General features: G+C 68.3%; 25 protein-coding genes and 1 pseudogene. 14 read left to right on the top strand and 12 right to left on the bottom strand.

Annotated elements, in window-relative coordinates:
- Positions 1-39 precede the first annotated feature (39 nt).
- Positions 40-930, bottom strand: coding sequence for an SAM-dependent methyltransferase (locus G6N56_RS17420; protein WP_085256507.1), 891 nt, complete (start codon positions 928-930; stop codon positions 40-42).
- A 120-nt stretch (positions 931-1,050) separates the two neighbouring features.
- Between G6N56_RS17420 and G6N56_RS17415 the strand changes: the two genes are divergently transcribed.
- Complete coding sequence (locus G6N56_RS17415; protein ID WP_232069082.1) at positions 1,051-1,773, top strand: CPBP family intramembrane glutamic endopeptidase; 723 nt, start codon at positions 1,051-1,053, stop codon at positions 1,771-1,773.
- Positions 1,774-1,787: 14 nt separating this feature from the next.
- Here the strand turns inward: G6N56_RS17415 and G6N56_RS17410 are convergent, their stop codons facing one another.
- Complete coding sequence (locus G6N56_RS17410; protein WP_232069081.1) at positions 1,788-2,837, bottom strand: ketopantoate reductase family protein; 1,050 nt, start codon at positions 2,835-2,837, stop codon at positions 1,788-1,790.
- Positions 2,838-3,071: 234 nt separating this feature from the next.
- Between G6N56_RS17410 and G6N56_RS17405 the strand changes: the two genes are divergently transcribed.
- From G6N56_RS17405 to G6N56_RS17390, 4 genes are all read left to right on the top strand, one after another.
- Positions 3,072-4,013: a catalase family peroxidase gene (locus tag G6N56_RS17405; RefSeq protein ID WP_085256510.1), complete on the top strand. Its 942-nt coding sequence runs from the start codon at positions 3,072-3,074 to the stop codon at positions 4,011-4,013.
- A 228-nt stretch (positions 4,014-4,241) separates the two neighbouring features.
- Entirely contained in the window at positions 4,242-5,312 is a 1,071-nt protein-coding gene (locus G6N56_RS17400) for an LLM class flavin-dependent oxidoreductase (RefSeq protein WP_085256511.1), read from the top strand.
- Positions 5,313-5,443: 131 nt separating this feature from the next.
- Positions 5,444-6,019, top strand: a complete 576-nt coding sequence (locus G6N56_RS17395; RefSeq protein WP_085256512.1) for a hemerythrin domain-containing protein — start codon at positions 5,444-5,446, stop codon at positions 6,017-6,019.
- A gap of 61 nt (positions 6,020-6,080) precedes the next feature.
- Positions 6,081-6,968, top strand: coding sequence for an SCO6745 family protein (locus G6N56_RS17390; RefSeq protein WP_085256513.1), 888 nt, complete (start codon positions 6,081-6,083; stop codon positions 6,966-6,968).
- 11 nt (positions 6,969-6,979) lie between these two features.
- Here G6N56_RS17390 and G6N56_RS17385 read toward each other — a convergent pair whose 3' ends face one another.
- Positions 6,980-7,807: an alpha/beta hydrolase gene (locus G6N56_RS17385; protein ID WP_085256572.1), complete on the bottom strand. Its 828-nt coding sequence runs from the start codon at positions 7,805-7,807 to the stop codon at positions 6,980-6,982.
- Positions 7,808-8,146: 339 nt separating this feature from the next.
- Between G6N56_RS17385 and G6N56_RS17380 the strand changes: the two genes are divergently transcribed.
- On the top strand, positions 8,147-9,022 hold the full coding sequence (locus tag G6N56_RS17380; protein WP_085256514.1) for a DMT family transporter: 876 nt from the start codon (positions 8,147-8,149) through the stop codon (positions 9,020-9,022).
- Positions 9,023-9,175: 153 nt separating this feature from the next.
- Positions 9,176-9,442, top strand: a complete 267-nt coding sequence (locus G6N56_RS17375; protein ID WP_085256515.1) for a YdeI/OmpD-associated family protein — start codon at positions 9,176-9,178, stop codon at positions 9,440-9,442.
- A gap of 172 nt (positions 9,443-9,614) precedes the next feature.
- Here G6N56_RS17375 and G6N56_RS17370 read toward each other — a convergent pair whose 3' ends face one another.
- The 3 genes from G6N56_RS17370 to G6N56_RS17360 form a co-directional block, all read right to left on the bottom strand.
- The gene (locus G6N56_RS17370; RefSeq protein WP_085256516.1) at positions 9,615-9,968 is read right to left on the bottom strand and encodes a VOC family protein; all 354 of its coding nucleotides are present in this window, start codon (positions 9,966-9,968) and stop codon (positions 9,615-9,617) included.
- Between the two features lie 154 nt (positions 9,969-10,122).
- Positions 10,123-10,626 (bottom strand): hypothetical protein, encoded by a 504-nt coding sequence (locus G6N56_RS17365; RefSeq protein ID WP_180150357.1) that lies wholly within the window; start codon positions 10,624-10,626, stop codon positions 10,123-10,125.
- Between the two features lie 140 nt (positions 10,627-10,766).
- Entirely contained in the window at positions 10,767-11,651 is an 885-nt protein-coding gene (locus G6N56_RS17360) for a cyclopropane mycolic acid synthase family methyltransferase (protein WP_085256518.1), read from the bottom strand.
- 256 nt (positions 11,652-11,907) lie between these two features.
- Here G6N56_RS17360 and malQ point away from each other — a divergent pair, with 256 nt between their 5' ends.
- The 3 genes from malQ to G6N56_RS17345 all read left to right on the top strand — a co-directional run bounded on the left by malQ (position 11,908) and on the right by G6N56_RS17345 (position 16,466).
- The gene (gene malQ / locus G6N56_RS17355; RefSeq protein WP_085256519.1) at positions 11,908-13,908 is read left to right on the top strand and encodes a 4-alpha-glucanotransferase; all 2,001 of its coding nucleotides are present in this window, start codon (positions 11,908-11,910) and stop codon (positions 13,906-13,908) included.
- A gap of 114 nt (positions 13,909-14,022) precedes the next feature.
- Positions 14,023-15,378: a WS/DGAT/MGAT family O-acyltransferase gene (locus tag G6N56_RS17350; RefSeq protein WP_085256520.1), complete on the top strand. Its 1,356-nt coding sequence runs from the start codon at positions 14,023-14,025 to the stop codon at positions 15,376-15,378.
- Between the two features lie 53 nt (positions 15,379-15,431).
- Positions 15,432-16,466, top strand: coding sequence for an epoxyqueuosine reductase (locus G6N56_RS17345; protein WP_085256521.1), 1,035 nt, complete (start codon positions 15,432-15,434; stop codon positions 16,464-16,466).
- Positions 16,467-16,481: 15 nt separating this feature from the next.
- Here G6N56_RS17345 and G6N56_RS17340 read toward each other — a convergent pair whose 3' ends face one another.
- Both G6N56_RS17340 and G6N56_RS17335 read right to left on the bottom strand, forming a co-directional pair.
- Positions 16,482-16,934: an ATP-binding protein gene (locus G6N56_RS17340; protein WP_085256522.1), complete on the bottom strand. Its 453-nt coding sequence runs from the start codon at positions 16,932-16,934 to the stop codon at positions 16,482-16,484.
- Positions 16,935-17,044: 110 nt separating this feature from the next.
- The gene (locus tag G6N56_RS17335; RefSeq protein WP_085256573.1) at positions 17,045-17,863 is read right to left on the bottom strand and encodes a formate/nitrite transporter family protein; all 819 of its coding nucleotides are present in this window, start codon (positions 17,861-17,863) and stop codon (positions 17,045-17,047) included.
- Positions 17,864-18,056: 193 nt separating this feature from the next.
- Between G6N56_RS17335 and G6N56_RS17330 the strand changes: the two genes are divergently transcribed.
- Positions 18,057-18,914 (top strand): LLM class F420-dependent oxidoreductase, encoded by an 858-nt coding sequence (locus G6N56_RS17330; RefSeq protein ID WP_085256523.1) that lies wholly within the window; start codon positions 18,057-18,059, stop codon positions 18,912-18,914.
- A gap of 137 nt (positions 18,915-19,051) precedes the next feature.
- On the opposite strand, the gene G6N56_RS17325 is transcribed toward G6N56_RS17330, so the two are convergent.
- On the bottom strand, positions 19,052-19,909 hold the full coding sequence (locus tag G6N56_RS17325; RefSeq protein ID WP_085256524.1) for an LLM class flavin-dependent oxidoreductase: 858 nt from the start codon (positions 19,907-19,909) through the stop codon (positions 19,052-19,054).
- A 22-nt stretch (positions 19,910-19,931) separates the two neighbouring features.
- Positions 19,932-20,675: an SDR family oxidoreductase gene (locus tag G6N56_RS17320; RefSeq protein ID WP_085256525.1), complete on the bottom strand. Its 744-nt coding sequence runs from the start codon at positions 20,673-20,675 to the stop codon at positions 19,932-19,934.
- A gap of 120 nt (positions 20,676-20,795) precedes the next feature.
- On the opposite strand from G6N56_RS17320, the gene G6N56_RS17315 reads away from it, so the two are divergent.
- The gene (locus G6N56_RS17315) at positions 20,796-21,788 is read left to right on the top strand and encodes an Lrp/AsnC family transcriptional regulator (RefSeq protein ID WP_232069080.1); all 993 of its coding nucleotides are present in this window, start codon (positions 20,796-20,798) and stop codon (positions 21,786-21,788) included.
- Between the two features lie 19 nt (positions 21,789-21,807).
- Here G6N56_RS17315 and G6N56_RS17310 read toward each other — a convergent pair whose 3' ends face one another.
- Complete coding sequence (locus G6N56_RS17310; protein WP_085256526.1) at positions 21,808-22,749, bottom strand: 2-hydroxyacid dehydrogenase; 942 nt, start codon at positions 22,747-22,749, stop codon at positions 21,808-21,810.
- A 100-nt stretch (positions 22,750-22,849) separates the two neighbouring features.
- Here G6N56_RS17310 and G6N56_RS29170 point away from each other — a divergent pair.
- Positions 22,850-22,987 (top strand): annotated as a pseudogene (locus G6N56_RS29170) (YiaA/YiaB family inner membrane protein); the annotation flags it as partial.
- A 148-nt stretch (positions 22,988-23,135) separates the two neighbouring features.
- Here the strand turns inward: G6N56_RS29170 and G6N56_RS17300 are convergent.
- The gene (locus G6N56_RS17300; protein ID WP_085256527.1) at positions 23,136-23,558 is read right to left on the bottom strand and encodes a nitroreductase family deazaflavin-dependent oxidoreductase; all 423 of its coding nucleotides are present in this window, start codon (positions 23,556-23,558) and stop codon (positions 23,136-23,138) included.
- A gap of 84 nt (positions 23,559-23,642) precedes the next feature.
- Between G6N56_RS17300 and G6N56_RS17295 the strand changes: the two genes are divergently transcribed.
- Positions 23,643-24,077, top strand: a complete 435-nt coding sequence (locus tag G6N56_RS17295; protein ID WP_085256528.1) for a MarR family winged helix-turn-helix transcriptional regulator — start codon at positions 23,643-23,645, stop codon at positions 24,075-24,077.
- The last annotated feature ends 13 nt before the right edge of the window (positions 24,078-24,090 follow it).

Here is a 24,090-nt window from a genome sequence, read left to right as displayed (position 1 = left end):
GTGACGGAACTCGACTGCAGGCGACTCGGCTGCCGTGACTCAGCCGGTGCGGGTGGCGCTGAAGAACTTGGTACTCATCAGCCGCTCGAAGACGGCCGGCAGCGCCTGGAATGGCCGGCCGTACTCATTGGCGGCCTTGGCGACCAGGTCGACACCCGTCACTTCCCAGCCACGTTGGGCCAGCCATGCTTTCGTGTCCGCGCGCGGATCGTCGTACCACAGATCGGCGACCGCGGGCTGCGTCGCGAGCTCGGAGATCGCCGACGTGCTGTCGGCAAACTCGCGGATCTCCCCGGTGTCCGGGCCCAGCTCCGCGACACACCGGCTGCCAGCGGCTGACAACTGGTGGAGCCTCTCGAACAGCGCGTCCTGGGCCGCGCCGGGCAGGTACGGCAGCAGGCCCTCGAGCGCCCATGCCGTCGATCGATCGGGCCGGAAGCCGGCCTCGATCAGTGCGCCTGCCCAGTCCCCCCGCAGGTCGATCGCGACGGTGACGCGCCGGGCCGACGGGACCGCGTCCTGCCGGTCAAGAACCCGCTGCTTGAACTCCAGCACTCGCGGCTGATCGACCTCGAAGACAGTCAAGTCCTCCGGCCAAGCCAATCGGTAAGCGCGGCAGTCCAACCCGGCCGCCAGAATGACGGCCTGCCGAACACCGGCCTCGGTGGCGCGGGCGAAGAAATCGTCGAAGAACCGCGTTCGCACCCCGACCCACCGTGCGTTGAAGCCCGCCGCGCTGCTCGTGTCCAAGTTCGCCACCGCGGCCGACAGATTCGGCTCACCGGCGGCGGCGACGAAGCTCGCAGCGTAGTCATCGTTCGCCAAGGGCGGTTCGAGCGCGGCATCGAGCGCCCGCGCCGCGCAGACAGCGAGCGCCGTGAAGCCGACACTTGTCACAATGTCCCAGCTGTCGCCGGCGGTCCTTGGCATTACGGCCTCCGATCTTCAGGCGACGATATATTCGTTCGCACAACTAACGAGATGGTACGCCGTTCACCCGGCATTCTCGCGGACAATGCCACCCGGCCGGGCTGCGGTAGCGTCGACGCCGTGGAAGGGGAGCCGTCCCAGCAGGCCGTCGCGCCCCCGCCGCGTTGGGGCCTGGGCGCCTTCGTTCTGGTCGCGCTGACTTACCTCGCCGTGTCGGCCGTGCTGGCCGGAGGTTTGGCCAGCGGCGTCGGTCCCGTGTCCGCCGGCAGCCTCGCGGTCGCAGTGGTGGTCCCCACTGCCGCCGCCGCCGGACTTGCCGTGCTCGTCACGATCCTGCGGGGCAACGGCCCGCGGGCGGACCTGCGACTGCACTGGTCGTGGCGCGAGATCCGGATGGGCTTGATGTTCGGTTTCGGCGGGATGTTGGTCACCATTCCCGCATCAATGGTGTACCGGGCGGTGGTCGGGCCTGGCGCGAACTCGACGGTGGGCAGAATCTTCGGGGGCCTGCGGGCCGGGTGGCCCTGGGCCGTGGCCGTGTTGCTGATCGTGGTGATCATCGGGCCGCTCTGCGAAGAGATCGTCTTCCGCGGCCTGCTCTGGGGAGCGGTGGAGCGGCGCTGGGGGCGTTGGGCCGCCCTGGTGGTCAGCACCCTGGTATTCGCGCTCGCCCACCTCGAGTTCACTCGAGCGCCACTGCTGGTGGTGGTGGCCATTCCGATCGCGCTGGCGCGGTGGTACTCCGGCGGACTGCTGGCCAGCATCGTCGCGCACCAGGTGACCAATCTCCTACCGGGCATCGTGTTGATGCTGGGCCTGCTAGGCGCCGTCCCCACCTCCTGAGCTGCGCCGAACGATCAGTCCGCTCGACCGACGCCGACAAGTTGCTCCAGTCCGGACGCCGAATAGCCGCCCGGGCCAACGCCGTTGCGAGCCGCTTCCCGCGCCGCTTGGGCTATGGCCGCGTTGAGCGGCGCGCCGACGCCGTGCCGGTGGGCAAGCCGCACGATCTCCCCGTTGAGGAAATCTGTCTCCACGTTGCCGGTGCCGCGGCTCAAGGATTGCCAGGTCGAGTTGCTCTGTCCCGCATCCCAGCCCGGCACCGGGCGGATGGTCGGGCCGTCGGCGCGCGCCGCCGTGGACGTGTCGAAGGAAACGAATTCGATTCCGGCATGGCGCAACACGGATTCGCCCTCCCGGCGCAGCGCGGCCACCACCTCGTGGGAGTCAGCCGGGTCGGCGGACAACGCTCCCACCGCGTTCCCCAGGTTGCTGAGCAGCTTGTTGTACTTCCACGGGGCGACGTCGGCGGGGAGGCGGACCACGAGGCCCGCCGCGCCCCAGGTCTCGGCGAGCCCGGCCAGCAGGTGAGCGTCGGCCTCGGTGGCCAGCGACGCCGGCCAGCGCGCGATGTGGAGCTGGCCGGCCACCGGCCACGACCGCACGATCACCTCACCGGGCTCGAGGTGCACGGCCGGCAGCCAGACGCAAACGCCGAAGACCCGGCGAAAATAGCGCAGCGCCTTCTCTTCGGCGGCAACGCCATTGAGGGCGGTCAATGCCGGCAACACCGCGCCCGCGGTCCCGACCGCGCCATCCCGCCCATGAACCGGCTGATCCACCCATTCCTGCAGGGCGGCGTCGAGTTGCTGGGTCTTGGTGGCGAAGACCAACACGTCGCGTTCCGTCAACCGCACCTCCCCGGGACCGGACGCCGCGGTGACCGCCGTCTGGAAGGTGCCGTCGGGTGTCCTCAGCTTCATGCCCGCGGAGGCCAGCACCTCGGCGTGCCGACCGCGCGCCACCAGCACCACCGGCGCACCCGCCCGGGCCAGCACCGCACCGACCGTGCCCCCGATGGCACCGGCTCCGATGATCACGTACCGGTGATCGTCTCGTGGGGCCACTTCCCACCCGCTTCCCAATGCTGTGTGCCCGAACGCTATGCGCGAGGATACGTCTTCGGATCGGAATGCGCAGATGCAGCCGTGACTGCCTCGTCCCAGCAAACCCGCACTGCCGCTTCTGGATTCGAGATCAGAGCCTCCGGCTGGGCTGCGGCGCCGTGGCGCACCGCTCGCGCCCCTCTGGTCGCAGAATTAGAGTAACTACGAAGTCGCCGCGTCGGATAGGAGAACACCATGCCACTGCCGACGGATGAGAAGCTGATCGAGCTGAGCGAAAACATCCTGTCAACGTTCTCCAAGATCTTCGGCGAGCATCCCGGCATCCGGCCGGCCCACGGCAAGGGCATCCTGCTGAACGGCACCTTCACCCCGTCCGCGGCCGCGGCTGACCTGTCGCAGGCTCCACATCTCCAGCAAGACCCCACGCCCGTCGTCGTGCGTTTCTCGGATTCGACCGGGCTGCCGAACATTCCGGACACCGATCCGAACGCACTTCCCAAGGGCCTCGCCGTCCGATTCATACTGGGCGACCGGGTGCACACCGACATCATCGGCCATTCCACCGACGGCTTCCCGACGCGCACCGGCGAGGAATTCCTCGAGCTGCTGGAAGCGCAGGCCACCAGTGACCCGGCCAACCTTGCGGGCTCACCGCTGGAGGCCTTCCTCGGTTCGCACCCGGCGGCGCTGCGGTTCGTGCAGCAGGCCAAGCCCTTTCCGGCCAGCTTCGCACGGGAATCCTTCTTCGGCGTCTCCGCGCTGAAGTTCACCAATGCGGCCGGCCAGAGCAGGTTTGGGCGGTATCGCATCAGCCCCGAGGCGGGGAACGAGTATATCGACGAGTCCCAGGTGCAATCGAAGGACGACGACTATCTGTTCACCGAGCTCGCCGAACGTCTCGCGGCCGGACCGATCCGCTTCACGCTGGCCGTGCAGCTCGCCCAGGGTTCGGATGTGGTCGATGACGCCACCGTCCATTGGCCGCCGGATCGCGAGGTCCGCGAGTTGGGCACGCTGGAGCTGACCGGCCCGGTCGCCGACGACGCCGCCCAGCAGAAACACATCATCTTCGACCCGATCCCGCGGGTGGCGGGAATCGAGCCCTCCGACGATCCGCTGCTGGAGTTGCGTGCCGCCGTTTACCTGATCAGCGGCCGAAGGCGCCGAGCGGCGTAGCGGGAGGAATGTAGTCGTCGTTGCATGCGCGGTACCAGGGAATGAATTTGGCGCCAGCCGGTTCCGCTGAGTCAGGACAGCCGATTCCAGGAGGCCCGGCTTGACGACCACCGACGCGCCTGTTGTTGCGCGCCATTTCGCCGCCGTACGGCGCGGCGACACGTTCGCGGCAGCACCCGAAGGGCCCCCGGTCGGGCATCGGTCGCGTTACCCCGGCGGGGGCACCGGATGAAGTTCCTGCTGATCACGCTGATCACCCATAATCCGGATCCCGTCTCGGGCGAGCGGAAGAGCCCCGCCGCCCGGCTGCGCGAGGTACTCGACAAGGCGATCCTCGCAGAGGAATTGGGCTTCGACGGCTTTGCGGTCGGCGAGCGGCACGAGGATCCCTTCATCTCGTCCTCCCCGCCGGTGGTCTTGAGCAACATCGCGGCCCGCACGTCGAAAATCGGGCTGTTCACCGGGGTGACGACGTTGAGCCTGCTCGATCCCGTCCGCGCATTCGAGGACTATTCGACGCTGGACAACCTGTCCGGCGGGCGGCTCGAGCTGATCATCGGCAAGGGCAACGGCGCGGCGCAGGCCGAGTTGTTCCACGTGACCACCGCGGATCAATGGGACCGCAATCGTGAAGGCTACGAACTGTTCCGGCTACTTTGGGAGAACGACAGCGTGACATGGTCGGGGCGGTTCCGCCCGCCGCTCGCGAACGCCAAGGCCCTTCCCCGTCCGTTGCAGAGCCGGATTCGAATCTGGCACGGCAGCGCGACGAGTACCGACTCGGTGGACCTCGCCGCTCGCCATGGCGACCCCATCTTCTCCGCCAATGTCAGCAATCCCATCGAGCCCTACGCCGAGCTGGTTCGCCACTACCGGCAACGGTGGGAGTTCTACGGCCACCGGCCGCAGGACGCGCTGGTCGGCGCCGGGACCGCCGGGTTCTACGTCGCTCCGACCTCACAGGAAGCGGTGGCCACCTACCGGCCGATGTTCGAGGCGCGGGTGGCGGCACAGCGTCGCGCCGGCATTCCCACGGCGTTCGAGTCGATAGAAGATTTCGTCGAGCGAAGCTCGGCGCTCGTGGGCAGTCCCGCCCAGGTCATCGACAAGGTGGGTCGCTATCACGAGCAGCTCGGCCACGAGGTGATCCACCTCAGTGCGGACGCCGACGGTCTGACCGCCGAGCAGCAGCGTGCCTGCCTCGAACGGTTTCAGTCCCTCGTCGCGCCCGTTCTTCGTGAGCTCATCCCCAGTCGACCGCTGAGGTCGCAATCGGCAGCCCAAGAGTCCGCCCGATAGCCGGTGCGTCGGTCGGACACATGGACCGGTGGCGCCGGTTTGCACGTTGCCCCCCGGCGCATTTGATCTATTACTCGGCATAGCACACGATGGCCGTAGCGCGTCGCGATCGAAGCAGGGGTAGGAGTCGTATGGCTGATATCACCGACTTGATCGTCGCCGACCATAACTGGTTCCGCGAGCAGTTCGCCAAGCTGGACCACCTCCAAGCGCAGACACCGGTCAGCCGCTCCGCGCTCGAGCGGGTGTGGCGTCCCCTCGCCGACAAGCTCGACGTGCACGCCTACATCGAAGAGAAGATCTTCTACCCGCAGCTGCTGACGCGCGGCACCGACGACCCCGAGGGCGAGACGCTCGACGCCATCGGCGACCACAACGACATCCGTGACGGGGTCCGTGACGCCAACGCGGCCGTGGCCGGCACCGACGACTGGTGGGCGGCGGTCGGCCGCACCCGGGTGGCCAACGACGACCACATGAGCGAGGAGGAGCGCGAAGGGCTGTCGGACTTTCGACGCCACGCCCCCATCGGCCTTCGCGAAGCGCTCGGCCGGCAATACGACGAATTCATGACGCGACATCCCACCACCGAGGGCCTGCCGATCGTCGACCGGGACCCCAAGCGCTACGTCGAAGAGGTGGAGAACCCTCCGCGACCCGAACGCACCGATTTCTCGCTCGGCATCGGCAGCCTCAAAGGGCAGTGAGCAGCGCCCGCATCGGAACCTTCGCATGGCATCTACAACGCGGGGTGGTTAACTGCGATTCGTGCAGAGAGAACCCGAGTTGGCGCGGCGCTTCTACGACCGATTCGAGCCCGTACACGGTGTGACGTACTTCGCCCCAGAGGCGCGGGCGGCGTTGGACGCCCTGGGCTACCGGGGCTTTTGGATGGGGTACTTCGCGGCACGGTCGGCGCCTTTGGGCGTGGTCCCGACCCAGGTCGTCACCGCAATCTTCTACAACTTCGCCCCCGAACGCGTCGCCAAGGCGCTGCCGACGGCCTGGGAGATCGCCGGTCCCGACGCCGCCCTGCGCGCACGGCGGGAATCCGCGGTTGCGGCGTTACGCCGCTACGGGCTCGATGCGGACGAAAACATCCGTGTGGCAGCGGAATTGGCGGGCAAGGCGGTGCGGCAGGCTCCGTTGGGCGGCCGGCCGTTGTTCGCCGCAAACACGGCGCTGCCATGGCCCGACGATCCCCTGGCCGCGCTCTGGCACGCCGCGACGCTGTTGCGCGAGCACCGCGGCGACGGGCACGTGGCGGTGTTGACGGCGGCGGGCATCACGGGCCGCGAATCCAACGTCTTACACGCCGCCGCCGGCGGGGTGCCGCGCGACTACATCGCCCGCACCCGTGACTACGACGACGCGACATGGGGGCATCAAGAGCAAAGGCTGGCCGACCGGGGGTTACTCGAGGCCGACGGGTCGTTGACCGGTGCCGGCCGGGAACTCAAGGCCCGGATCGAATCGAGCACCGACGCGCTGGGCCTGTCGGCGCTCGAGGCGCTCAGCGACGACGAGGTGGAAACGTTATTCCGCGCCCTAACCCCGATCGCGCGCGCCGTCGTTGCGGGCGGCGACATTCCCGCGCTGACCCCGATGGCGTTGCGTCGTGACGACCTGGACGACGACAGCGCGCACTTGAAGTAACGCAGGCCCACTCAGCGTGGTCGCGCGGTGGCCCGCACGACGTGCTGTGCGATGTGAGCGTACGTTTGGCGCGTCACCTCGACGGCGTCGCTCATGATGTTGTAGCCGTGGTCGACGCCGCGCACCTCGTGGTACTCGGCCAGCGCGCCTACGGCGTCGAGTTTCTCGGCGTATCTGCGGGCTTCGTCGCGTAGCCGGTCCTTCTCGGCGGTCACCACGAGGGCCGGGGCGATGCCGGCGATGTTGTCCGCATTGGGACCCCATGCCGGCGAGGCCAGCCGGTCACGCCGTTGCACCGGGTCGGGAATGTAGGCGGTGTCGAACACCTCCCCCATCCATGGCTTCATCACCGCGTGGGCGCCCGCCGTCGACGGTTTGTCGCGGGTGGGAGTCACCAAGTCGAGCGGTGCGTAGTGCAGTACTTGCAGCGCGATGGCCGGACCGTCGTTCTCCAGAGCCAGCCGGGCGGCGGCCGCGCTGAGGTTGCCACCGGCGCTCTGACCGCCGACGCACAGTCGGGTGCCATCCCACTCCCGGTCGCGCGAGGCGGCCCAGCGCACGACGTCGTATATCTGCTGCACCGCGGTCGGGAAGCGGCGGCCGGGCGCCAGCGCGTAGTCCGGGTTCACCACCGCAACGCCGGCATTCGCGGCGAGGTAACGGCACCATGGGTCATCCTGCTCGGGATGCCCGATGACGAACCCGCCGCCGTGCACGTTGACGTAGACGGGTGGGGACGGGGCGGAACCCGTGGGGTGGTAGATGGTCGCGGTCACGGCGCCGTGCCGCGTGGGAACAGTGGTCGTCGATGTGCGGCCACCGATGGCGGGGAAGCGCACGGCAGGCTTGGCGGTCGGTCTGACCGTCGCCGCGAACACCCGGGCCAGGGTGTCGGCGACGAGGGTCGTCGAAAGCAGTGACATCAGCGCCTCAGGTTGCGGGAGTTGTCTAGGGGTTGCCGTGCTGCGGACGGTTGACACGGACAGGCGGGTTCATCCATCCTCCGTGATGCCGAACTCAGGCTATCCCGGCAAGGCCGGCCGCATACATGTCGCTTTCCCGGACGAGACCCACCGCGGCGATCCGAGCCGCGCCGCCCGCGTCCCGGCTAGAACAGCAGGGCGGACCGCATACCGGAATTGATGCGTTACCCGTCCCGACGGCAGGAGAACGCACCGATGACGAAAGTGGATATCGCCGCGCTGCTCGCGTTGGGATCTGCGCTGTGCGTGGCGGCCGGCGATGTGCTCCAGCAGCGAGCAACCCACCGCATCACGGACAAGTCGGTGGGAAACCTGCAGCTGTTCGTGACGCTGTTGCGGAACCGACGATGGCGGTGGGGCGCCCTACTGCTCGTCGTCAGCATCGGATTGCAGGCGGCCGCACTGGAGCAGGGCTCGGTGCTGCTGGTACAGGCCCTGCTGGTCCTTTCGCTGCTGTTCGCCCTGCCGATCAGCGCGAAGCTGTCTCACCGCAGCGTGACTGGGCGGGAATGGGTTTGGGCCGTCTTGTTGACCGCCGCGGTGACCGTGATCGTTACCGTCGGCAACCCGCAGGCGGGTCGTTCGCGGGCCTCGCTGCACACCTGGGGCGCTGTGGCCATGGTGCTCGGGCCGCTGTTGCTGGGATGTCTGGTGTGTGCCCGGGTCTGGGGTGGTGCCCTGGCCGCGGCATTGCTGGCCTTCGTATCCGGTTCGCTTTGGGGGGTGTTCGCGGTCCTCACCAAGGGGGTGGTTCATGTGCTGGTTGATGGTGACTGGGTGGTCCTCCGGTCCCCCGAGTTGTACGCCTGGCTGCTGACCGCGCTGGCGGGATTCGCCTGGGAGCAGTCAGCCTTCCGGGCCGGCTCCCTGACCGCATCGATGCCCACGTTGGAGGTTTCCCAACCCGTCGTCGCGGCCGTGCTGGGTGTCGTCGTCCTCGGTGAGACGCTGAACACCGGTCGCGCCGGGATGGTGGTGCTGGTGGCGGCGGCGCTGGTGATGACGGCCGCCACCATCGAACTCGCGCGCGGTGATGCCGTGGCGACCAGCAGCAGGGTCGAGGGGGCTTGAGGGCGTCGTGAGCAAACGCGCGTGGTGCGTCCGCTACCCGCTCCGCGGAGACGGTGCGGTCACCGACATCCAGGCGTCACCCTTCTGGCCTCCGGAGCCACTCTGGTTAGCCGCGTCGAGCCGGCGGCTGCAAACGGCGGCTAGCCTGGGCCCATGAACGGCCAGCGGGTACCTGGTGGTGTGGTGCACGAACTCCCGGCGGATCTGCGCAGATCGCTGATCGCCAACGCAACGGCACTCGCCGCCTGGAAGGACATCACCCCCCTCGCGCGCAACGAATTCATCTGCTGGGTCGAGGACGCCAAGCAGGAGACGACCCGTCAGCGCCGCATTCGCCGGACCCAGGAAGAGCTGGAAGACGGCAAACGCCGGCCGTGCTGCTGGCCGGGTTGTAAGCACCGCGAGCGCACGGGCAGGTGACAACCACCCCGCCAACTGCGTCGCTGCGGTGACCGACTGCTGTGTGGCGCAGGGCAACTCACGCGATGCAAGCTCGATTGCCGAGCATCGGACGACCGAAGTCACGCCAAGTGGGGGAGTTCCTGCGGGTTGGGGTATCGCGCGGATTCGCCGACGCTACCTCACCGGGATGTCACCTCGACAACGGCTGATAGAAGACCAAGCCGTTGCCTTTGTTGTCGTAGACGACGGCGCGGCGTTCGTGTGCGTCGTCGTACGGGCCCTTTACGATTCCGCCGCCGCTGGCCTCAACCGCCTTGGCCGCGGCGTCGACGTCCGCGGTCTTGATGCCGACCACGACCTGCCCGGGTATGGGATGGTCGACCGCGGTCGCCAGGGCGAGGGTGACGGGACCGCCGTCGAGCGCTGCGAAGTGGGTCCCGTCGCGGAATTTCACCGGCATTCCGAGGGTTTCGCCATAGAACCGGATCGACTCGTCCAGGTCGTCGGTCGACAGAATGATCATCTTCACTTCGTGCCCGCTCATCGGTGCCTCCTGCGGCTAGACGGCTTCCTGCCTAAGCCGGGACTGTACTTTGTCCGCAAGGCGAAGAAGTCCCTGGCTCAGGAAACCGCCGGCACCGACCGCGACCTGGGCCGGCTGCTCGAGCGGAAGCTGTTGTCGGACAGCCTGATCGACTCTATGTACTGCCTTGCCGGTTACTCGCCGGTTGGGTGGTCACGAAGTCCATCGGGGGGCCGTCCCCGTGCCACGCGTCGCGGTCGGCAACCGCCGTCGCCAGCGCCGTGCCGCCCTGGATCGTCCCGACGATGTCGACCTGGTCGTTGATCGCGAAACGCGACGCGGCGGTGGCCGGCAGACTCCCGCCCTTGATGACCACCGTGGTGTTCGGGGTGACGACGTAGGTCTGGGTGTAGCCGTTCGAGCTGCGTGCGGTCACCGAATTCGCCGACACGGCAACGACGGTCCCCTCCTGATGCACCGGTTGGGAAGTGGCCGGCGTCCCCTGCTCGGCGACGACCACCGGCTTTTCCGGCTCGACGCCGACCAGCACAGCCACCACGGCCGCCCCACACACCACGGCGGCGGAGGCGAGTTCGCAGATGCTTGCGATACCAGACATCGTGCGCCGCGACGGTCGACTTTGCTCCGGCGGTGCGGTCATGCGGTGCTTGGCGCCCACGGTCAATCCCTCCTGCGGTTTCGCGCCGACAGGCGTCGGCGCCTCCCGAATCAGGTCGTTGCTCGTGGGTTACCCGAGGCGCTGCGGCGGTAAACCGCGCCGGGGCGCGGTTCGCACAGTGACCGGTCGCCGTGTCGGCGTCAGGCCTTGGTGAGGGTGAACTGCGCGACGTCGGTGTAGCCCTCGCGGAACAGGTCGGCGCACCCGGTCAGGTACTTCATGTACCGGTCGTAGACCTCCTGGGACTGGATGGCGATGGCCTCGTCGCGGCGCGACTCGAGCGCCGCCGCCCAGGTGTCGAGGGTGCGCGCGTAGTGCAACCGCAGCGGCTGAACCAGCTTGACCGCGAAGCCGGCGCGCTGCGCGTGTTCCTCGACGACCTTGGCCGCCGGAAGGTCTCCCCCCGGGAAGATCTCGTCCATGATGAACTTCATGAACCGGATCTTGGTCATGGTGATGGGCAACCCCCGCGCGGCGAACTCCTCGTCGCTGGGCTTGATGATGCTGTGCAGCAACATCGTCCCGTCGCCGGGGAGCGCCTCGTGGGCCATCTTGAAGAAGTCGGCGTAACGATCGCGCCCGAAGTGCTCGAAGGCGCCGATCGACACGATGCGATCCACCTTCTCGTCGAACTGCTCCCAGCCCTGCAGCAGTACGCGTTTGCTCCGCGACGACGGATGCTGGTCGAGCCGGTGCTGCACGTGCGCCTGCTGATTACGACTGAGGGTCAGGCCGACGACGTTGACGTCGTAGCGCTCCAGCGCACGAACGATCGTGGTGCCCCACCCGCAGCCGATGTCGAGCAGCGTCATGCCCGGCTGCAGCCCGAGCTTGCCCAGCGACAGGTCGACTTTGGCGAGTTGTGCCTCCTCGAGCGTCATGTCCTCGCGCTCGAAGTAGGCGCAGCTGTACGTGCGCGTCGGGTCCAGGAAAAGGGCGAAGAACTCGTCGGACAGGTCGTAGTGCGCTTGCACGTCCTCGAAATGCGGCTCCAGGCTGACGGCATCGCTGGGTTTTTCGGGCAAGGCACAACCTTCGACGTAGATTTCTTTTCGGGTTTGACGGCGTGCGATCGATGATCGGGTTGCCGGGGCCCCAGTGTATCGGGCGCGTTAACGGTGGCGCCGTCTGCAGTGACTCCCCCAGCCGTTCGGCGCACCGGCGGGTCGCAGGCCGGTGTGGGAAGACACCGGTCGGGTATACCAGCGGGGTGTCCCCGCATCGGCGTCGCGTCTACGCATCCCTCCTCCCCTCCAGAGTCGTCCGACCGCGGGCGCGGTGATGGCAGACCCGAAACCGATACCGGACGACCTGCGCCGGCTGGCGTCCGCGCATGGGGTGGCGACCTCCTACCGAAACGAGCGACGAGAGCCGGTCCAGGTCGACGCCGACGTGGTCGTCCGCGTGCTCGCGATGCTCGACGTCGATGCCCGCACCGAAGCCGACCGGCGCCGCGAGTTGGCCAAGGTGGACGAGCGGGACCACGCTGGCGTCCTGCCGTCCACTGTCGCCGTCCGCGTCGACGGACGCCGCCACCCAATGCCCGGGGCCTCATATTTGGTGGCCGAGGACGGCACCCGGATCGAGGCGCGCGACGAGCTGCCCGCCGACCTGCAGCCCGGCTGGTATCGCTTGCACACGGCCGACGGCCAGGAGGCCACCCTGGTCGCGGCGCCCCCGCGGGTGCCGGCCGCGCCGGCTACCTGGGGCTGGATGTTGCAGTTGTACGCGCTGCGCTCGGCGCGCTCGTGGGGCATCGGCGACTTAGGCGACCTGCGCGAGTTCATGGAGTGGACCGCGGCCGAGCACGGGGCCGGCGCGGTGCTGCTCAACCCCCTCAGCGCCCCCGGGCCGACGCACCCCGTGCAGCCGTCGCCGTACACACCGTCCAGCCGGCGCTTCGCCAATCCGCTGGCGCTGCGCATCGAGGACCTGGACAGCTATCTTCGGGCCGACCCCGAAACCCGCGCGGAGGTGAACGCGCTGCGAGTCTCGGCGAGCACCGAGCGGATCGACCACGACCTCGTGTGGGCGGCCAAGCGATCGGCGCTGGAGTTGCTGTGGCGCGCCGAGGGGAGGCCTTCCCCGCTGGCCGGGCAACCGACCGGTTCGGCCGGATTGCGCGACTGGGCCACGTACTGCGCGCTGGCCGAGCGGCACGGCGGCCGGTGGAGCCGGTGGCCCGAGGACTTGCGGGATGTCGCCGGACCGGCCGTGGCGGCCGCACGCCGGGAGCTGGAGCCCCGGGTGGCGTTCCACGCCTGGGTGCAGCAACGGTGCGCCGAGCAGTTGATCGCGGTGCGGGGCGCCGCCCAGAGCGCCGGAATGGCCCTGGGCGTACTGCATGACCTGCCGGTCGGGGTCGATGCCGAAGGCGCCGACGCATGGGCGCTGGCCGACGTGCTTGCCACCGGCGTCAGCGTCGGGGCACCCCCCGACAACTTCACGCCCCGGGGCCAGGATTGGGGGCTGCCGCCCTGGCGGCCGGACCGTCTCGCCGCCACCGGGTACGCCGCCCTGCGTGACACGCTGCGCGCCGTCGTGACTTTTGCCGACGGTCTGCGGATCGACCATGTCGCCGGCCTGTGGCGGCTGTGGTGGATACCTCCAGGCGACGGCCCGGACCGCGGCACCTATGTGCACTACGACGCCGACGCCATGCTGGCCGTCCTCGCCCTCGAGGCGCACCGGGCGGGCGCCACCGTCATCGGCGAGGACCTCGGCACCGTCGAGCCGGAGGTCACCGAGGCGCTGGCCGACAACGGGATGCTGGGGTGCGCGGTGTCGTGGTTCACCCGCGACGAGTCCGCGCCCGGCGAGCCCTTGCTGGAGCCGGCCGAGTGGCCGTCGCGGGCGGCGGCCAGCCTGTCCACCCACGACCTGCCGACCGCCGCAGGTTTCCTGCGCGGTGAGCACGTGCGGGTGCGGGCGGACCTCGGACTGCTCAACGACGTGGCCGCCGAGGAGGCCGGCGCCGCGAAGGAGCGGGCCGAGTGGCTGGCGTTGCTGCGTTCCCAAGGACTGCTCCCCGAGGATCCGGCCGAGCCCGAGGAGTCGGACATCATCGCCGCCATGCACCGGCTGCTGGCCGCGACACCGAGCCGCCTGAAACTGATCTCGCCCTACGACGTGATCGCCGAGCCGCGACAGCCGAACCTGCCGGGAACGATCGACGAATACCCCAACTGGCGGATCCCGCTGCCGGAGACCCTGGAGGAACTGCGCGCCGACCCCCGCGTCGCCGAGATCACCGCCGCTTTCCGGGCGGTCGCCCCGCGCTAGGCGCCGGTTCGCCGATTCCGCCCGTTCTGGTGTGGTGGACGCCTCGTTTGGTTACAGGGAGAGAGAGCCTCGTGCCAGCTGGATGGCACGGCCGACGGGATAGGGGCGACAACCATGGAACCGATATCGCCGACCGACGCGCTGTTCCTCATGGGCGAGTCCCGCGAACACCCCATGCATGTGGGGTCGCTGCAGCTGTTCCAGCCGCCCGAGGACGCCGGACCACATTTCGTCCGCGAGTCCTACCAGGCCATGCTCGAGTGCACCGACGTGCAACCGACCTTCCGCAAACACCCCGCCTTCTTCGGCGGCCTCACCAACGTCGCGTGGTCCTTCGACAGTGATGTAGAACTCGACTACCACCTCCGCCGGTCCGCGCTGCCCGAGCCCGGACGGGTCCGCGACCTGCTGGAGCTGGCGTCCAGGCTGCACGGCAGCCTTCTCGACCGGCACCGTCCGTTGTGGGAGGCGCACCTCGTCGAGGGCCTGCAGGACGGCCGGTACGCGGTCTACACCAAGTTCCATCACTCCCTCATGGACGGCGTGTCGGCGCTGCGGCTGATGCAGCGGGCGTTCACCTCCGATCCCACCGACGACGAGGTCCGGGTCCCGTGGAGCCTAGGCCCGCGTCAGCGCAGGCAGCGGAAGTCGCCGTCGCTGCTCGGGCGGGCGGCCCGCGCCGCCGAGTCGGCCTTCGCGTTGGCCCCGTCCACGCTGAAGCTGGCGCGAGCGGCGCTGCTCGAACAGCAACTCACCCTGCCGTTCCAGGCGCCGCGCAGCATGTTCAACGTCAGGATCGGAGGGGCTCGCCGCGTGGCGGCGCAATCGTGGTCGCTGGAACGCATCCAGGCGGTGAAGTCGGCCGCAGGTGTCACCGTCAACGACGTCGTCCTCGCCATGTCCGCGGGTGCACTGCGCGCCTACCTGCAGGAACAGGGTGCGCTGCCGGCGGCCCCGCTGACGGCGATGGTGCCGGTCAATCTGCGCAAGGACGACGACGACAGCGGCGGCAACATGGTCGGGACGTTTCTGTGCAACCTGGCGACCGACCTCGACGACCCGGCCGAGCGGCTCGAAGTCATCAACACGTCGATCCGCAATACCAAAGAGGTGTTCTGGCAATTGCCGCCGGTGCAGCAGCTGGCCTTGTCCGCCCTCAACATCGGCGGGCTGTTCTTCGGGCTCATTCCCGGGTACTTGTCCGCGGCCTCGCCGCCGTTCAACGTCGTCATCTCGAACGTCTCGGCGGGCCGTTCCGAGCCGCTGTACTGGCGCGGCGCACGGCTCGACGGCAATTACCCGCTGTCGATTCCGCTCGACGGGCAGGCAATGAACATCACCGTCACGAACAACGATCGGCACCTGGACTTCGGTCTCGTCGGCTGTCGCCGCAGCGTGCCGCACCTGCAACGGCTGCTGGGCCACCTAGAGACGTCGCTCAAAGAGCTGGAGCGCGCGGTCGGCGTGTGAGACCGGGGGTGGTCGGCCGTCCGCCATACTGAGTATTGTGTACTATACCCAGCATGGCGGACAGACTTCCAGGCCGATTGGCGGAGCACCCCACCGTGCGACGGGTGCGGTCGCACCCGAAACAGCGGCCGCCCAGCACGATCGACGCCGACTGGCTGCGCGAAGTGTGCCTCGCGGCCGGCGCCGACGACGTCGCGTTCGCCGCCGTTGACAATCCGGACCTGGCCTCCGAAGCAGAGCACGTCGAGGCTGCGTTACCCGGGACGAAGAGCTACATCTCCCTGGTGGTTCGGATGAACCGCGACAACGTGCGCTCGACGGCGCGCAGCGTCGCAAACCAGGAATTCCACCGCAGCGGGGAGGTGCTCAACGAGGCGGCCCATCGCATCGTGCGCGGGCTGCAGGACGCGGGTTACCGGGCGCTGAACCCGTCGGCGACATTTCCGATGGAGATGGACCGATTTCCCGGGCGGATCTGGGTGGTGGCGCACAAACCGGTCGCCGTCGCCGCGGGCCTCGGCGTAATGGGCATCCACCGCAACGTGATCCACCCGAAATTCGGCAATTTCATCTTGCTCGGCACCATCCTGGTCGACGCGCCGGTAAGCGGGTACGGGAAGCCCCTGGATTACAGCCCGTGCCTGGAGTGCAAGCTGTGCGTCGCGGCGTGTCCGGTCGGGGCGATCGGCAAGGACGGCGAATTCGACTTCGTCGCCTGCTCGGTGCACAACTACCGGGAGTTCATGGGCGGGTTCACCGACTGGGTGCAGACCATCGCCGACAGCACCGACGCCGCCGACTTCCGGTCGCGCGTCAGCGATGCGGAGAACGCGTCGATGTGGCAGAGCCTGTCGTTCAAGCCGAATTACAAGGCGGCATATTGCCTGGCGGTCTGCCCGGCCGGCGAGGAGGTCATCGAGCCTTACCTCGATGACCGCAAGAGCTTCATGGACATGGTGCTGAGACCTCTGCAGCAGAAGCGCGAAACGCTCTACGTATTACCGAATTCGGCAGCAGAGGAGCACGCCCGGCGGCGGTATCCGCACAAACAGGTCAAGGTTGTCGACAGCGGAATCCGCGGTCGGTGAGAGCGTGCGTCTGAGTTATCGACTGTCGACCAGATCGGCGTCGGTCGCGTAATCGAGGCACACGATGGTCCCGTCGGGCCCGGCGTCGATCGTGCAGTGGTCGGCCAGCGCGTGCATCAGAAGGATGCCGCGTGAGGCGTGGGGGTCGTTCGGCTTGCGCGGCGGGCGGCGATACCAGGTTCCGCAGTCGCTGACGCACACGCGAATCGACTGGGCCGCCGGGTCGTAGCGGGCGTCGAGTTTCATGGTGCCGACGCCGGACTGGGCGCGGTAGGCGTGCTCGACGCAGTTGGCCAACGCTTCGCCGACACCCAGCACGATGTCGCTATGGACGGCGTCGGGCATCCGCGCCACCTGCTCCAGCCATCGCTGCAGCGCTCGCCGCAACTTCGCCGCGGTAACGGCGTCGGCGGCGCCGGCGAGCATCAACCGCGCGGGGGTGGCGTCCGCTGGCGGTAGTGAACTCATAGAAGCGGCATACCCAGTCCTGCTCGGGAAGATAACGTCATCCTCGTCTCGCTTCGGACACAGACCGATCGACGGCCCGAAAGTCCCTGATTTTGTGTGGGATTGGGTTCTCACGAGGACTCGGCGTCGGCACGTTCTTCTTGCAACCGGTCCTTGCTGCGCAGGAGCCGCAGCAGGGTGACGAAGCCGAGACCGCCCACCACGTTGCCTAGGACCGTGTAGCCGAACCAGCCCAACCAGTCGAGGTAGCCGAACGGCGCCCTGCCCCCGACCAGCGCGCCGAAAATCAGCAGCGAATCCAGGATCGAGTGGAACAGCCGCAGCCCCGCCAGCAGGAAGGCTCCGGCGACGGCCGCGGCCATCTTCGCGGGCACGGAATCTGTGCCGTGTTGCATCCGGGTCATCAGCGTGATCACCATGCCGCCCAGCACGGCGAGTGCCAGCGTCCGCGCCGAGAACGGCGCGGTGGCGAAGTGGGCCGCCGACTGCACGGTCTCCGCATGCAACTCGGGAAATCCCGTCATGATCAGCCACATGATGACCCAACCGCCGACGAGGTTGGCGAACATCGTGCCGCCCCACAGCTTGATCAACTGCATCAGGCTGGCCCGCTTGGCGGCTACGGTGACGACGGGAATCAGGAACCCCTCGGTGAACAACTCGCTGCGGCCGAGCAGCAGGGCCAGGAAGCCTATCGAGAACGCCAATCCGGCCAGCAGGGGCTGATGGGAGGCGCTGAGCACCGACAGGTAAGCGAGAACCCCCAGCGCGACTTCCGTGCCACCGAAGAAGCCGGTGACCAGCACCCCACGCCAGGTGCGGTGCATGCGCTGGGTGCCCTCACTCAACATCCTGGTGAAGGCGTCCTCCAACTCGTCCTCGATCGGGCTGTCGTACTGCCCGAGCTGGCGTTGGATCAGTTCGCTCATGGTGGGTTCCTCACGCGGCATTGATACCCGTTAAGCGGCTGGCCACGCTGCCGATGTGCGCCGGCCCACCTGGGCGTAGCCGGTTGAATACCCAGCGTGGCCGATAGGATTCCCGCGTTTGTGGTCGATCCCACATCAACAGGAGCATTCGCGACGGTGGAAGCATTCGCGACGGCACGCGGTTGCACCGGCTATGCGCATCGGCGTCGTCTTCCCGCAGACCGAACTCGGCGGAGACCCGGCCGTCCTCCGCGCCTACGGACAGCGGGTCGAGGAACTGGGCTTCACCCACATCCTCGCCTATGACCACGTCGTGGGCGCAGACCCCCGCGTGCACCAGGGGTGGCACGGTCCCTACGACATCGACTCGACGTTTCACGAGCCGTTCGTCATGTTCGGCTACCTGGCCGCCGCCACCACCGTGGAACTGGTCACCGGCGTCATCATCCTGCCGCAGCGCCAGTCCGTCCTGGTGGCCAAGCAGGCCGCCGAGGTCGATCTGCTCACCGGTGGCCGGTTCCGGCTTGGAATCGGCCTGGGCTGGAATGCCGTCGAGTACGAGGCGCTCGGCGAGGACTTCTCCAACCGCGGCAGGCGATCCGAGGAGCAGGTCGAACTCATGCGCAGGCTGTGGACGGAGCGGTCGGTCACCTTCGACGGGCGCTACCACACGGTGACCGGTGCGGGACTCGCGCCGCCGCCCACCCAGCGGCCGATCCCGGTGTGGTTCGGTGCGGCGTCCGACCGCGCCCTCGAACGCGCGGGCCGGCTCGGTGACGGCTGGTTTCCGATGATGGGCCCCGGGCCGGGGCTCGACCACGCGCGCGAGCGGGTGCGCTCGGCGGCCGTTGCCGCGGGCCGGGACGCCGACGCGCTCGGGATGGAGGGTCGCGTCAACTGGACCGGCGACTTCGAGAAGGCCGGCGCCGACGTCGCGGCGTGGGACGCTGCCGGGGCCACCCACCTGTCGGTGAACACCATGAACGCCGGGCTGACGACCGTCGATGACCACCTCGCCGCATTGGAGCGCTTCACCGGCGTCGTCGACTAGGCCGCGCCTGCTCAGTTGCCCCCGAGACCGCCGAGGTGGTCGCGATCAGCGGCAACAACACGACCCCCACCGCGATATCGCAGGACCCAAGCGACCAGCCCCGAGAGACGCCGGACACCCTGAGGACCCGGGCACCCCTAGAGCACGGCGTCGGCCAACCGGTCGATCTGATCGATCCCCGCGACCGCGGGGTGAAACAGGAGGCGGTCGAACCCGAGATCACGGTAGGCGCGGACCGTGCCCCGGGCATCGCCGGCAGAGCTGATCATGTCCTCGACGTTCAGCGCGGCGTAGTCGGGTTTGAATCCGTAATAACGGGCCAGGTGATCGCGGCCGGACTGCACGACTCCGTCGTCGCCCAGCGCGAAGTTGACCGAGGCGTGAATCCACGGGTCCCCTCCGCGACCGGCGGCCCGCCAGCCCGCGCGGACGCGATCGGCGAACTCGGACTGACCGGCGTAGTCGCGCAGCGCGCCGGCCGACCACCCGTCGCCGACCGTCGTCGCACGGCGAACGCTGGCCCGCGACCTGCCACCGAAAAGCAGCGGCACGCGCACCGGTGCGGGGCACAGCGCGGTGCCGCTCGCGATTGCGACGCCGTTCCACGCGCGGCGCAGGAGCGCGACCTGCTCGTCCAGGACCGCGCCTCGCTTGCCGAAATCGACGCCGGCGGCCGAGTAATCGTCTTGCCGCGACCCGACGCCGATGCCGACGATCAGCCTGTCGCCCCCGGCATCGGCCAGACTCGCCAGCTGCTTAGCCAGGACGACGGCCGGATATAGCGGCGCCAGAAGAACATTCGTGACAAGCGTAAGCGCACTGGTCGCCCCAGCGGCCAGCGCCAGCGCCACGAGGGCGTCGATGCTCGGATAGATCAGGCGGTCGATGACGGTCACCGATTCGAAGCCGCGTTCTTCGGCGCGGCGCGCCCATTGCGTGATCAGGGGCCCGGGCACACCCGCGACATGGTTGGGCAGGCCGATTCCGATTCTCATGAGAGCTCCTTGGGTTGCCTGCTCATCGTGCTCGATTGACCGCCGCGAACAGTTCGGCGTAGGCGCCGTCGCGCTCCGCATAACGCACAGCGCGGGCGGCGCCGACGACGACCTGCCCGGCGTCGGGCCCCGCCGTCAGTTGCGCCATCGTCTCCGCGACGAAGTCGTCGAGGTCCATCGCGTAACCGTCGTCCGCCGGCCCGGTCATGTCGGTCTCCACTCGGGGCGGTGCCATTTCGATCACCTGAACAGGGCTGTCGCGCAACAGGAATCGCAACGATTCGGTGTAGGAATGCAAGCCCGCTTTGCTGGCACAGTAGCTCGGTGCCTGCGCCAGCGGGACGAACGCGAGCGCCGACGTGACATTGATGACCGCCCCGCGCGATTGGCGCACCAGCGCCGGCAACAGCAGTGACGTCAGCGTCATGGGCCCGACCAGATTGGTCGCGACGATCGAGGCGATCAGCGCGGGCTCCGGGACCGCCGGGTCCTCGAGGGCCATGGTCCCGGCGTTGTTGACGACGACGTTGAGGTCGGGTAGTTCGCGCGTCACGCGGGCTGCGAGCTGGTGGACCGAGGCGCCGTCGGCAAGGTCCAGGCGCAGGGACCGCATGCCGGGATGGGCGTCGGTGACGGCGCGCAGGGCGGAGACGCGACGGCCCGCGATGACGACGCGGTTGCCGGCGCGGTGCAGTGCGGCGGCCAGGCCGCGGCCAATGCCGCTGCCGCCTCCCGTGATCAGGATGGTGTTTCCGTGCATCTGCATGAGTGGCTCCCTCGGACGCTCGTCGGATCCAGGGTCAACCGCGTGAGCGGTTTTCACCACTCCCTGCAGGAATATCGGCGATAATCAACATGTAGTCGCTCAACGCCGTAGCTTTTATTGGTGATTGAGCCGCTGGACGGTCAGATTCTGCACGCGCTGCAGCTTTCCCCTCGCGCATCGTTTCGGCGGATCGCCGATGTGCTCGGCGTGCCCGAGCAGTCCGTCGCGCGCCGCTACCGCAAGCTGCACCGCGACGGAGTGGTGCGGGCCGTCGGCGTGACCGACCCGCGGTTACCGGGCGACGCCCAGTGGATCGTCCGGGTGCACGCCAAGTCCGACGACTTGCCGCGCCTCGCCGAGGCATTGGTGCGACGCCCAGAGGTCACCCACGCGAACGTGTTGTCGGGGTGGACCGAGCTGGTGTGCGTCGTGCGCGCACCACTGGAGGAGAGCAGCGGCGGACTGCTGCAGCGCCTGCCCCGCACCTCCTCGGTGTTGGCGATGGACGTCGACCTGATCCTGCACGTGTACGGCGGACCGACGGGCACGTCGTGGACCGGCCACGGTCATACCCTCGATAAGGATCAGGCGGCGCAGTTGCAAGACGACTGGGCCGATGCACCGGCGGTGCGACCCGCACTGCCGACGGAAGCCGATCGGCAGCTGCTCGACGCGCTCACCGAGGACGGCCGGATGCCGCACGCGCGCCTCGCCGACCGGACCGGATGGTCACCAGCCCGCGTGACGCGGCGCATCTCCGCGCTGGAAGCCTCCGCGACGTTGACCTACGACCTCGAAGTGCTCCCGGAGCGCCTCGGTTTCCACGTCACCGCGATGGTGTGGATGCGGACTGCGCCGCGCCATCTGGCGCAGGTCGCCGAACGGATCGCCGGGCACGATGAGGTGGCGTCGGTCATTGCTGTGAGCGGACCCAACAACCTGGTAGCCGTCGTCATCTGCCGCGACGTCGAACACCTCTACCGTTATGTCGCCGACCGGCTGGCCACCATCGCCGCCATCTCCAGCTACGACATCCGCGTCCGCACCAAGCGGCTCAAGCAGGCCGCATCGGTGATCGCGCATGGACGACTGATGGGCGCTCGACTTACTTGAATCAGTGGGCCTTTCGGCGTCAACGACGCCGTTCCGCGGGCTGCAGCACGGGTGTTACCAGTTCACCTGTCGCGAGGTAACTGTCGAGGTTGCGAATCGCCAGCAGCGCCATCGCCCGCCTGGTCCGCGCGGTCGCGCTGCCGATGTGCGGGAACAGCACCACGTTATCCAAGCTGAGCAGCTCAGCAGGCACACGTGGCTCGTCGACGAACACGTCCAGCCCCGCCCCGGCAAGTCCCCCACCCGCAACCAGCTCCACCAGCGCGTCCTGGTCGACCACACTCCCGCGGGCAATGTTGATCAGGTAACCGTCGGGGCCCAGCGCCTCAAGAACGGGACGGTCGACGAGATTGCGGGTGGTGCCGTCGCCCGTTGTGGCAACAACCAGGACGTCGACCGACTCGGCCAATTCGATCACCGACTCGGCGTAGCGATACGGCGACCCGTCAACCCGGTGGCGGTTGTGATACGCGATGGCGCAGTCGAATCCAAGCAGTCGGGTCGCGATGGCCGAACCGATCCGGCCCAGGCCCAAGATGCCCACCTGCAGGCCGCTGACGTCCCGGCCGTAGGGAAAGCGCCCGTCGCGCGCCCACCGGCCCTCCCGCACGTACCGGTCGGCGGCACCGAAGCGGCGGAGTGTCATCAGGATCAATCCCAGCGCCGTGTCGGCCACGGTGTCCGACAGCACGTCCGGGGTGTTGCTCACGCCGACACCGCGGCGCTTCGCCTCCGCCAGGTCGATAGCGTCCACCCCCGCGCCGTAGTTGACGATCGCCTCCAGATTCGGCATTTCCGCCATGGCGGCGGCATCGATGCCGGGGTGGCCCGACGTCACCACGACACGGACGTCGGCCCCCTCCCGAATCTTCGGGATGTCGTAGCGGTCGGCGAGTTCGGCTTCGAACGTGGGCTCGAAGTCGCCGACCCGGAACACACCGCTGGGCTGCGTCACCGTCATTCGAAGCTCATCTCCCCCGTCGACAGCGGAACGGCAGCTCTTCGAATTTGAGTAGTCCTACCCCGATGGACACGAGGCGCGGAGCCGCATGCCGGTTCGCATGACAGTTCCGGACAACACGTCGAAGAACACCACCGCCTTCTTCATACAGGCCGCCGCCGCGTTCGGCATCAGCCTGGTCACCGCGCTCGGCGGCATCATCTGTTTACCGCTCGACGCCTGGCAGCGAATGTTCCTGGCATCACGGTGATATTCCTGGGGGCCGGGTTTGCCTTCCCGTGCAATCGAGTGGTTGCAGTCGAAGGCATCGGCGAAGGCATCGTGGCCACACGCGAGCGTTTCTACCCGTTACCGCTAGGTAGCACTACTCAATTCGCGGCGAGGCATCACTCCAGGAGGAAAACCGGAATCTGCCGGCCGGCCTTCGCCTCATACTCCGCGTAGGGCGGGAAGGCCTCGACGGCCAGCCGCCACCACTGCTCGCGCTCGGCGCCCTCCAGCTCCCGCGCAGTGCGGTCGAACACCTTGTCCCCGTCTTGCACCGTCACCGTCGGATTGGCTTTGACATTGAAGTACCAGGCGGGGTGCTCGGGGGCACCGCCCTTCGAGCCGACCATGACGTAACGCCCGTCCTTCTCGACGCGCATCAACGGCACGTACCGCTGTTTGCCGGTCTTCGCCCCGGTGACGGTGAACAGCACGACGGGTCGATCCATGATCTCGACTCCGTCAGTGGTGCCTTGCTCGAGGATCCGCTGGGTCTGCTCGCGCACCCACTCCGTGGGGCTCAGCTCGGTCTGATTAGCCATACCGGAAATGAACGCCGGAGCCGGCCCGAACCATTCCCGAGACGTCAAATAGACAGTTTAACCTGTACAGTCTAGACTGTTTATATGGCCGAGGTCAGTGGCTCGTCGCTCCAGGCGGCGCGCGACTTGCGCGTGGTTTTCAGCAGGCTGCGTCGCCGCCTGCGGGCGGTCGCCACGGCCGACGATCTGACGCCCCCGCAGACGGCGGTGCTGATGCGACTGGCCAAGGACGGGCCGGCCTCCACCAGCGAGCTGGCCGGGGCCGAGCGCGTCCGCCCGCAATCCATGGCCGCCACGGTGGCCGGGCTCGACCGGCACGGCCTGATTGAACGCACGCCCGATCCCCATGACGGCCGCCGCCAACTCATCACGCTGACCGCCCAGGGCCGGCGCCGCGCCGAGAGCGACCGCAGGGTCCGTGAGGAGTGGCTGGTGCGGGCGATGCAGGACCGCTACACCGAGCGTGAACGTCAAGTGATCAACGAGGCCCTGGCACTACTCGGCCGACTCGACGAGTGACGAAAGGTGACGA

This window comes from Mycobacterium saskatchewanense (assembly GCF_010729105.1).
Taxonomy (GTDB): Bacteria; Actinomycetota; Actinomycetes; order Mycobacteriales; family Mycobacteriaceae; genus Mycobacterium; species Mycobacterium saskatchewanense.
Note: the sequence above shows the minus strand (reverse complement) of the source record. Positions and strands in the feature narration are given on the sequence as shown.

What these genes read in the sequence shown, in the direction of transcription:
- G6N56_RS17420 (WP_085256507.1), bottom strand. Translation starts at nt 930, where the DNA reads ATGCCAAGGACCGCCGGCGACAGCTGGGACATTGTGACAAGTGTCGGC.
- G6N56_RS17405 (WP_085256510.1), top strand. Translation starts at nt 3,072, where the DNA reads ATGCCACTGCCGACGGATGAGAAGCTGATCGAGCTGAGCGAAAACATC.
- G6N56_RS17400 (WP_085256511.1), top strand. Translation starts at nt 4,242, where the DNA reads ATGAAGTTCCTGCTGATCACGCTGATCACCCATAATCCGGATCCCGTC.
- G6N56_RS17395 (WP_085256512.1), top strand. Translation starts at nt 5,444, where the DNA reads ATGGCTGATATCACCGACTTGATCGTCGCCGACCATAACTGGTTCCGC.
- G6N56_RS17380 (WP_085256514.1), top strand. Translation starts at nt 8,147, where the DNA reads ATGACGAAAGTGGATATCGCCGCGCTGCTCGCGTTGGGATCTGCGCTG.
- G6N56_RS17375 (WP_085256515.1), top strand. Translation starts at nt 9,176, where the DNA reads ATGAACGGCCAGCGGGTACCTGGTGGTGTGGTGCACGAACTCCCGGCG.
- G6N56_RS17370 (WP_085256516.1), bottom strand. Translation starts at nt 9,968, where the DNA reads ATGAGCGGGCACGAAGTGAAGATGATCATTCTGTCGACCGACGACCTG.
- malQ (WP_085256519.1), top strand. Translation starts at nt 11,908, where the DNA reads ATGGCAGACCCGAAACCGATACCGGACGACCTGCGCCGGCTGGCGTCC.
- G6N56_RS17350 (WP_085256520.1), top strand. Translation starts at nt 14,023, where the DNA reads ATGGAACCGATATCGCCGACCGACGCGCTGTTCCTCATGGGCGAGTCC.
- G6N56_RS17345 (WP_085256521.1), top strand. Translation starts at nt 15,432, where the DNA reads ATGGCGGACAGACTTCCAGGCCGATTGGCGGAGCACCCCACCGTGCGA.
- G6N56_RS17340 (WP_085256522.1), bottom strand. Translation starts at nt 16,934, where the DNA reads ATGAGTTCACTACCGCCAGCGGACGCCACCCCCGCGCGGTTGATGCTC.
- G6N56_RS17335 (WP_085256573.1), bottom strand. Translation starts at nt 17,863, where the DNA reads ATGAGCGAACTGATCCAACGCCAGCTCGGGCAGTACGACAGCCCGATC.
- G6N56_RS17330 (WP_085256523.1), top strand. Translation starts at nt 18,057, where the DNA reads ATGCGCATCGGCGTCGTCTTCCCGCAGACCGAACTCGGCGGAGACCCG.
- G6N56_RS17325 (WP_085256524.1), bottom strand. Translation starts at nt 19,909, where the DNA reads ATGAGAATCGGAATCGGCCTGCCCAACCATGTCGCGGGTGTGCCCGGG.
- G6N56_RS17320 (WP_085256525.1), bottom strand. Translation starts at nt 20,675, where the DNA reads ATGCAGATGCACGGAAACACCATCCTGATCACGGGAGGCGGCAGCGGC.
- G6N56_RS17310 (WP_085256526.1), bottom strand. Translation starts at nt 22,749, where the DNA reads ATGACGGTGACGCAGCCCAGCGGTGTGTTCCGGGTCGGCGACTTCGAG.
- G6N56_RS17300 (WP_085256527.1), bottom strand. Translation starts at nt 23,558, where the DNA reads ATGGCTAATCAGACCGAGCTGAGCCCCACGGAGTGGGTGCGCGAGCAG.
- G6N56_RS17295 (WP_085256528.1), top strand. Translation starts at nt 23,643, where the DNA reads ATGGCCGAGGTCAGTGGCTCGTCGCTCCAGGCGGCGCGCGACTTGCGC.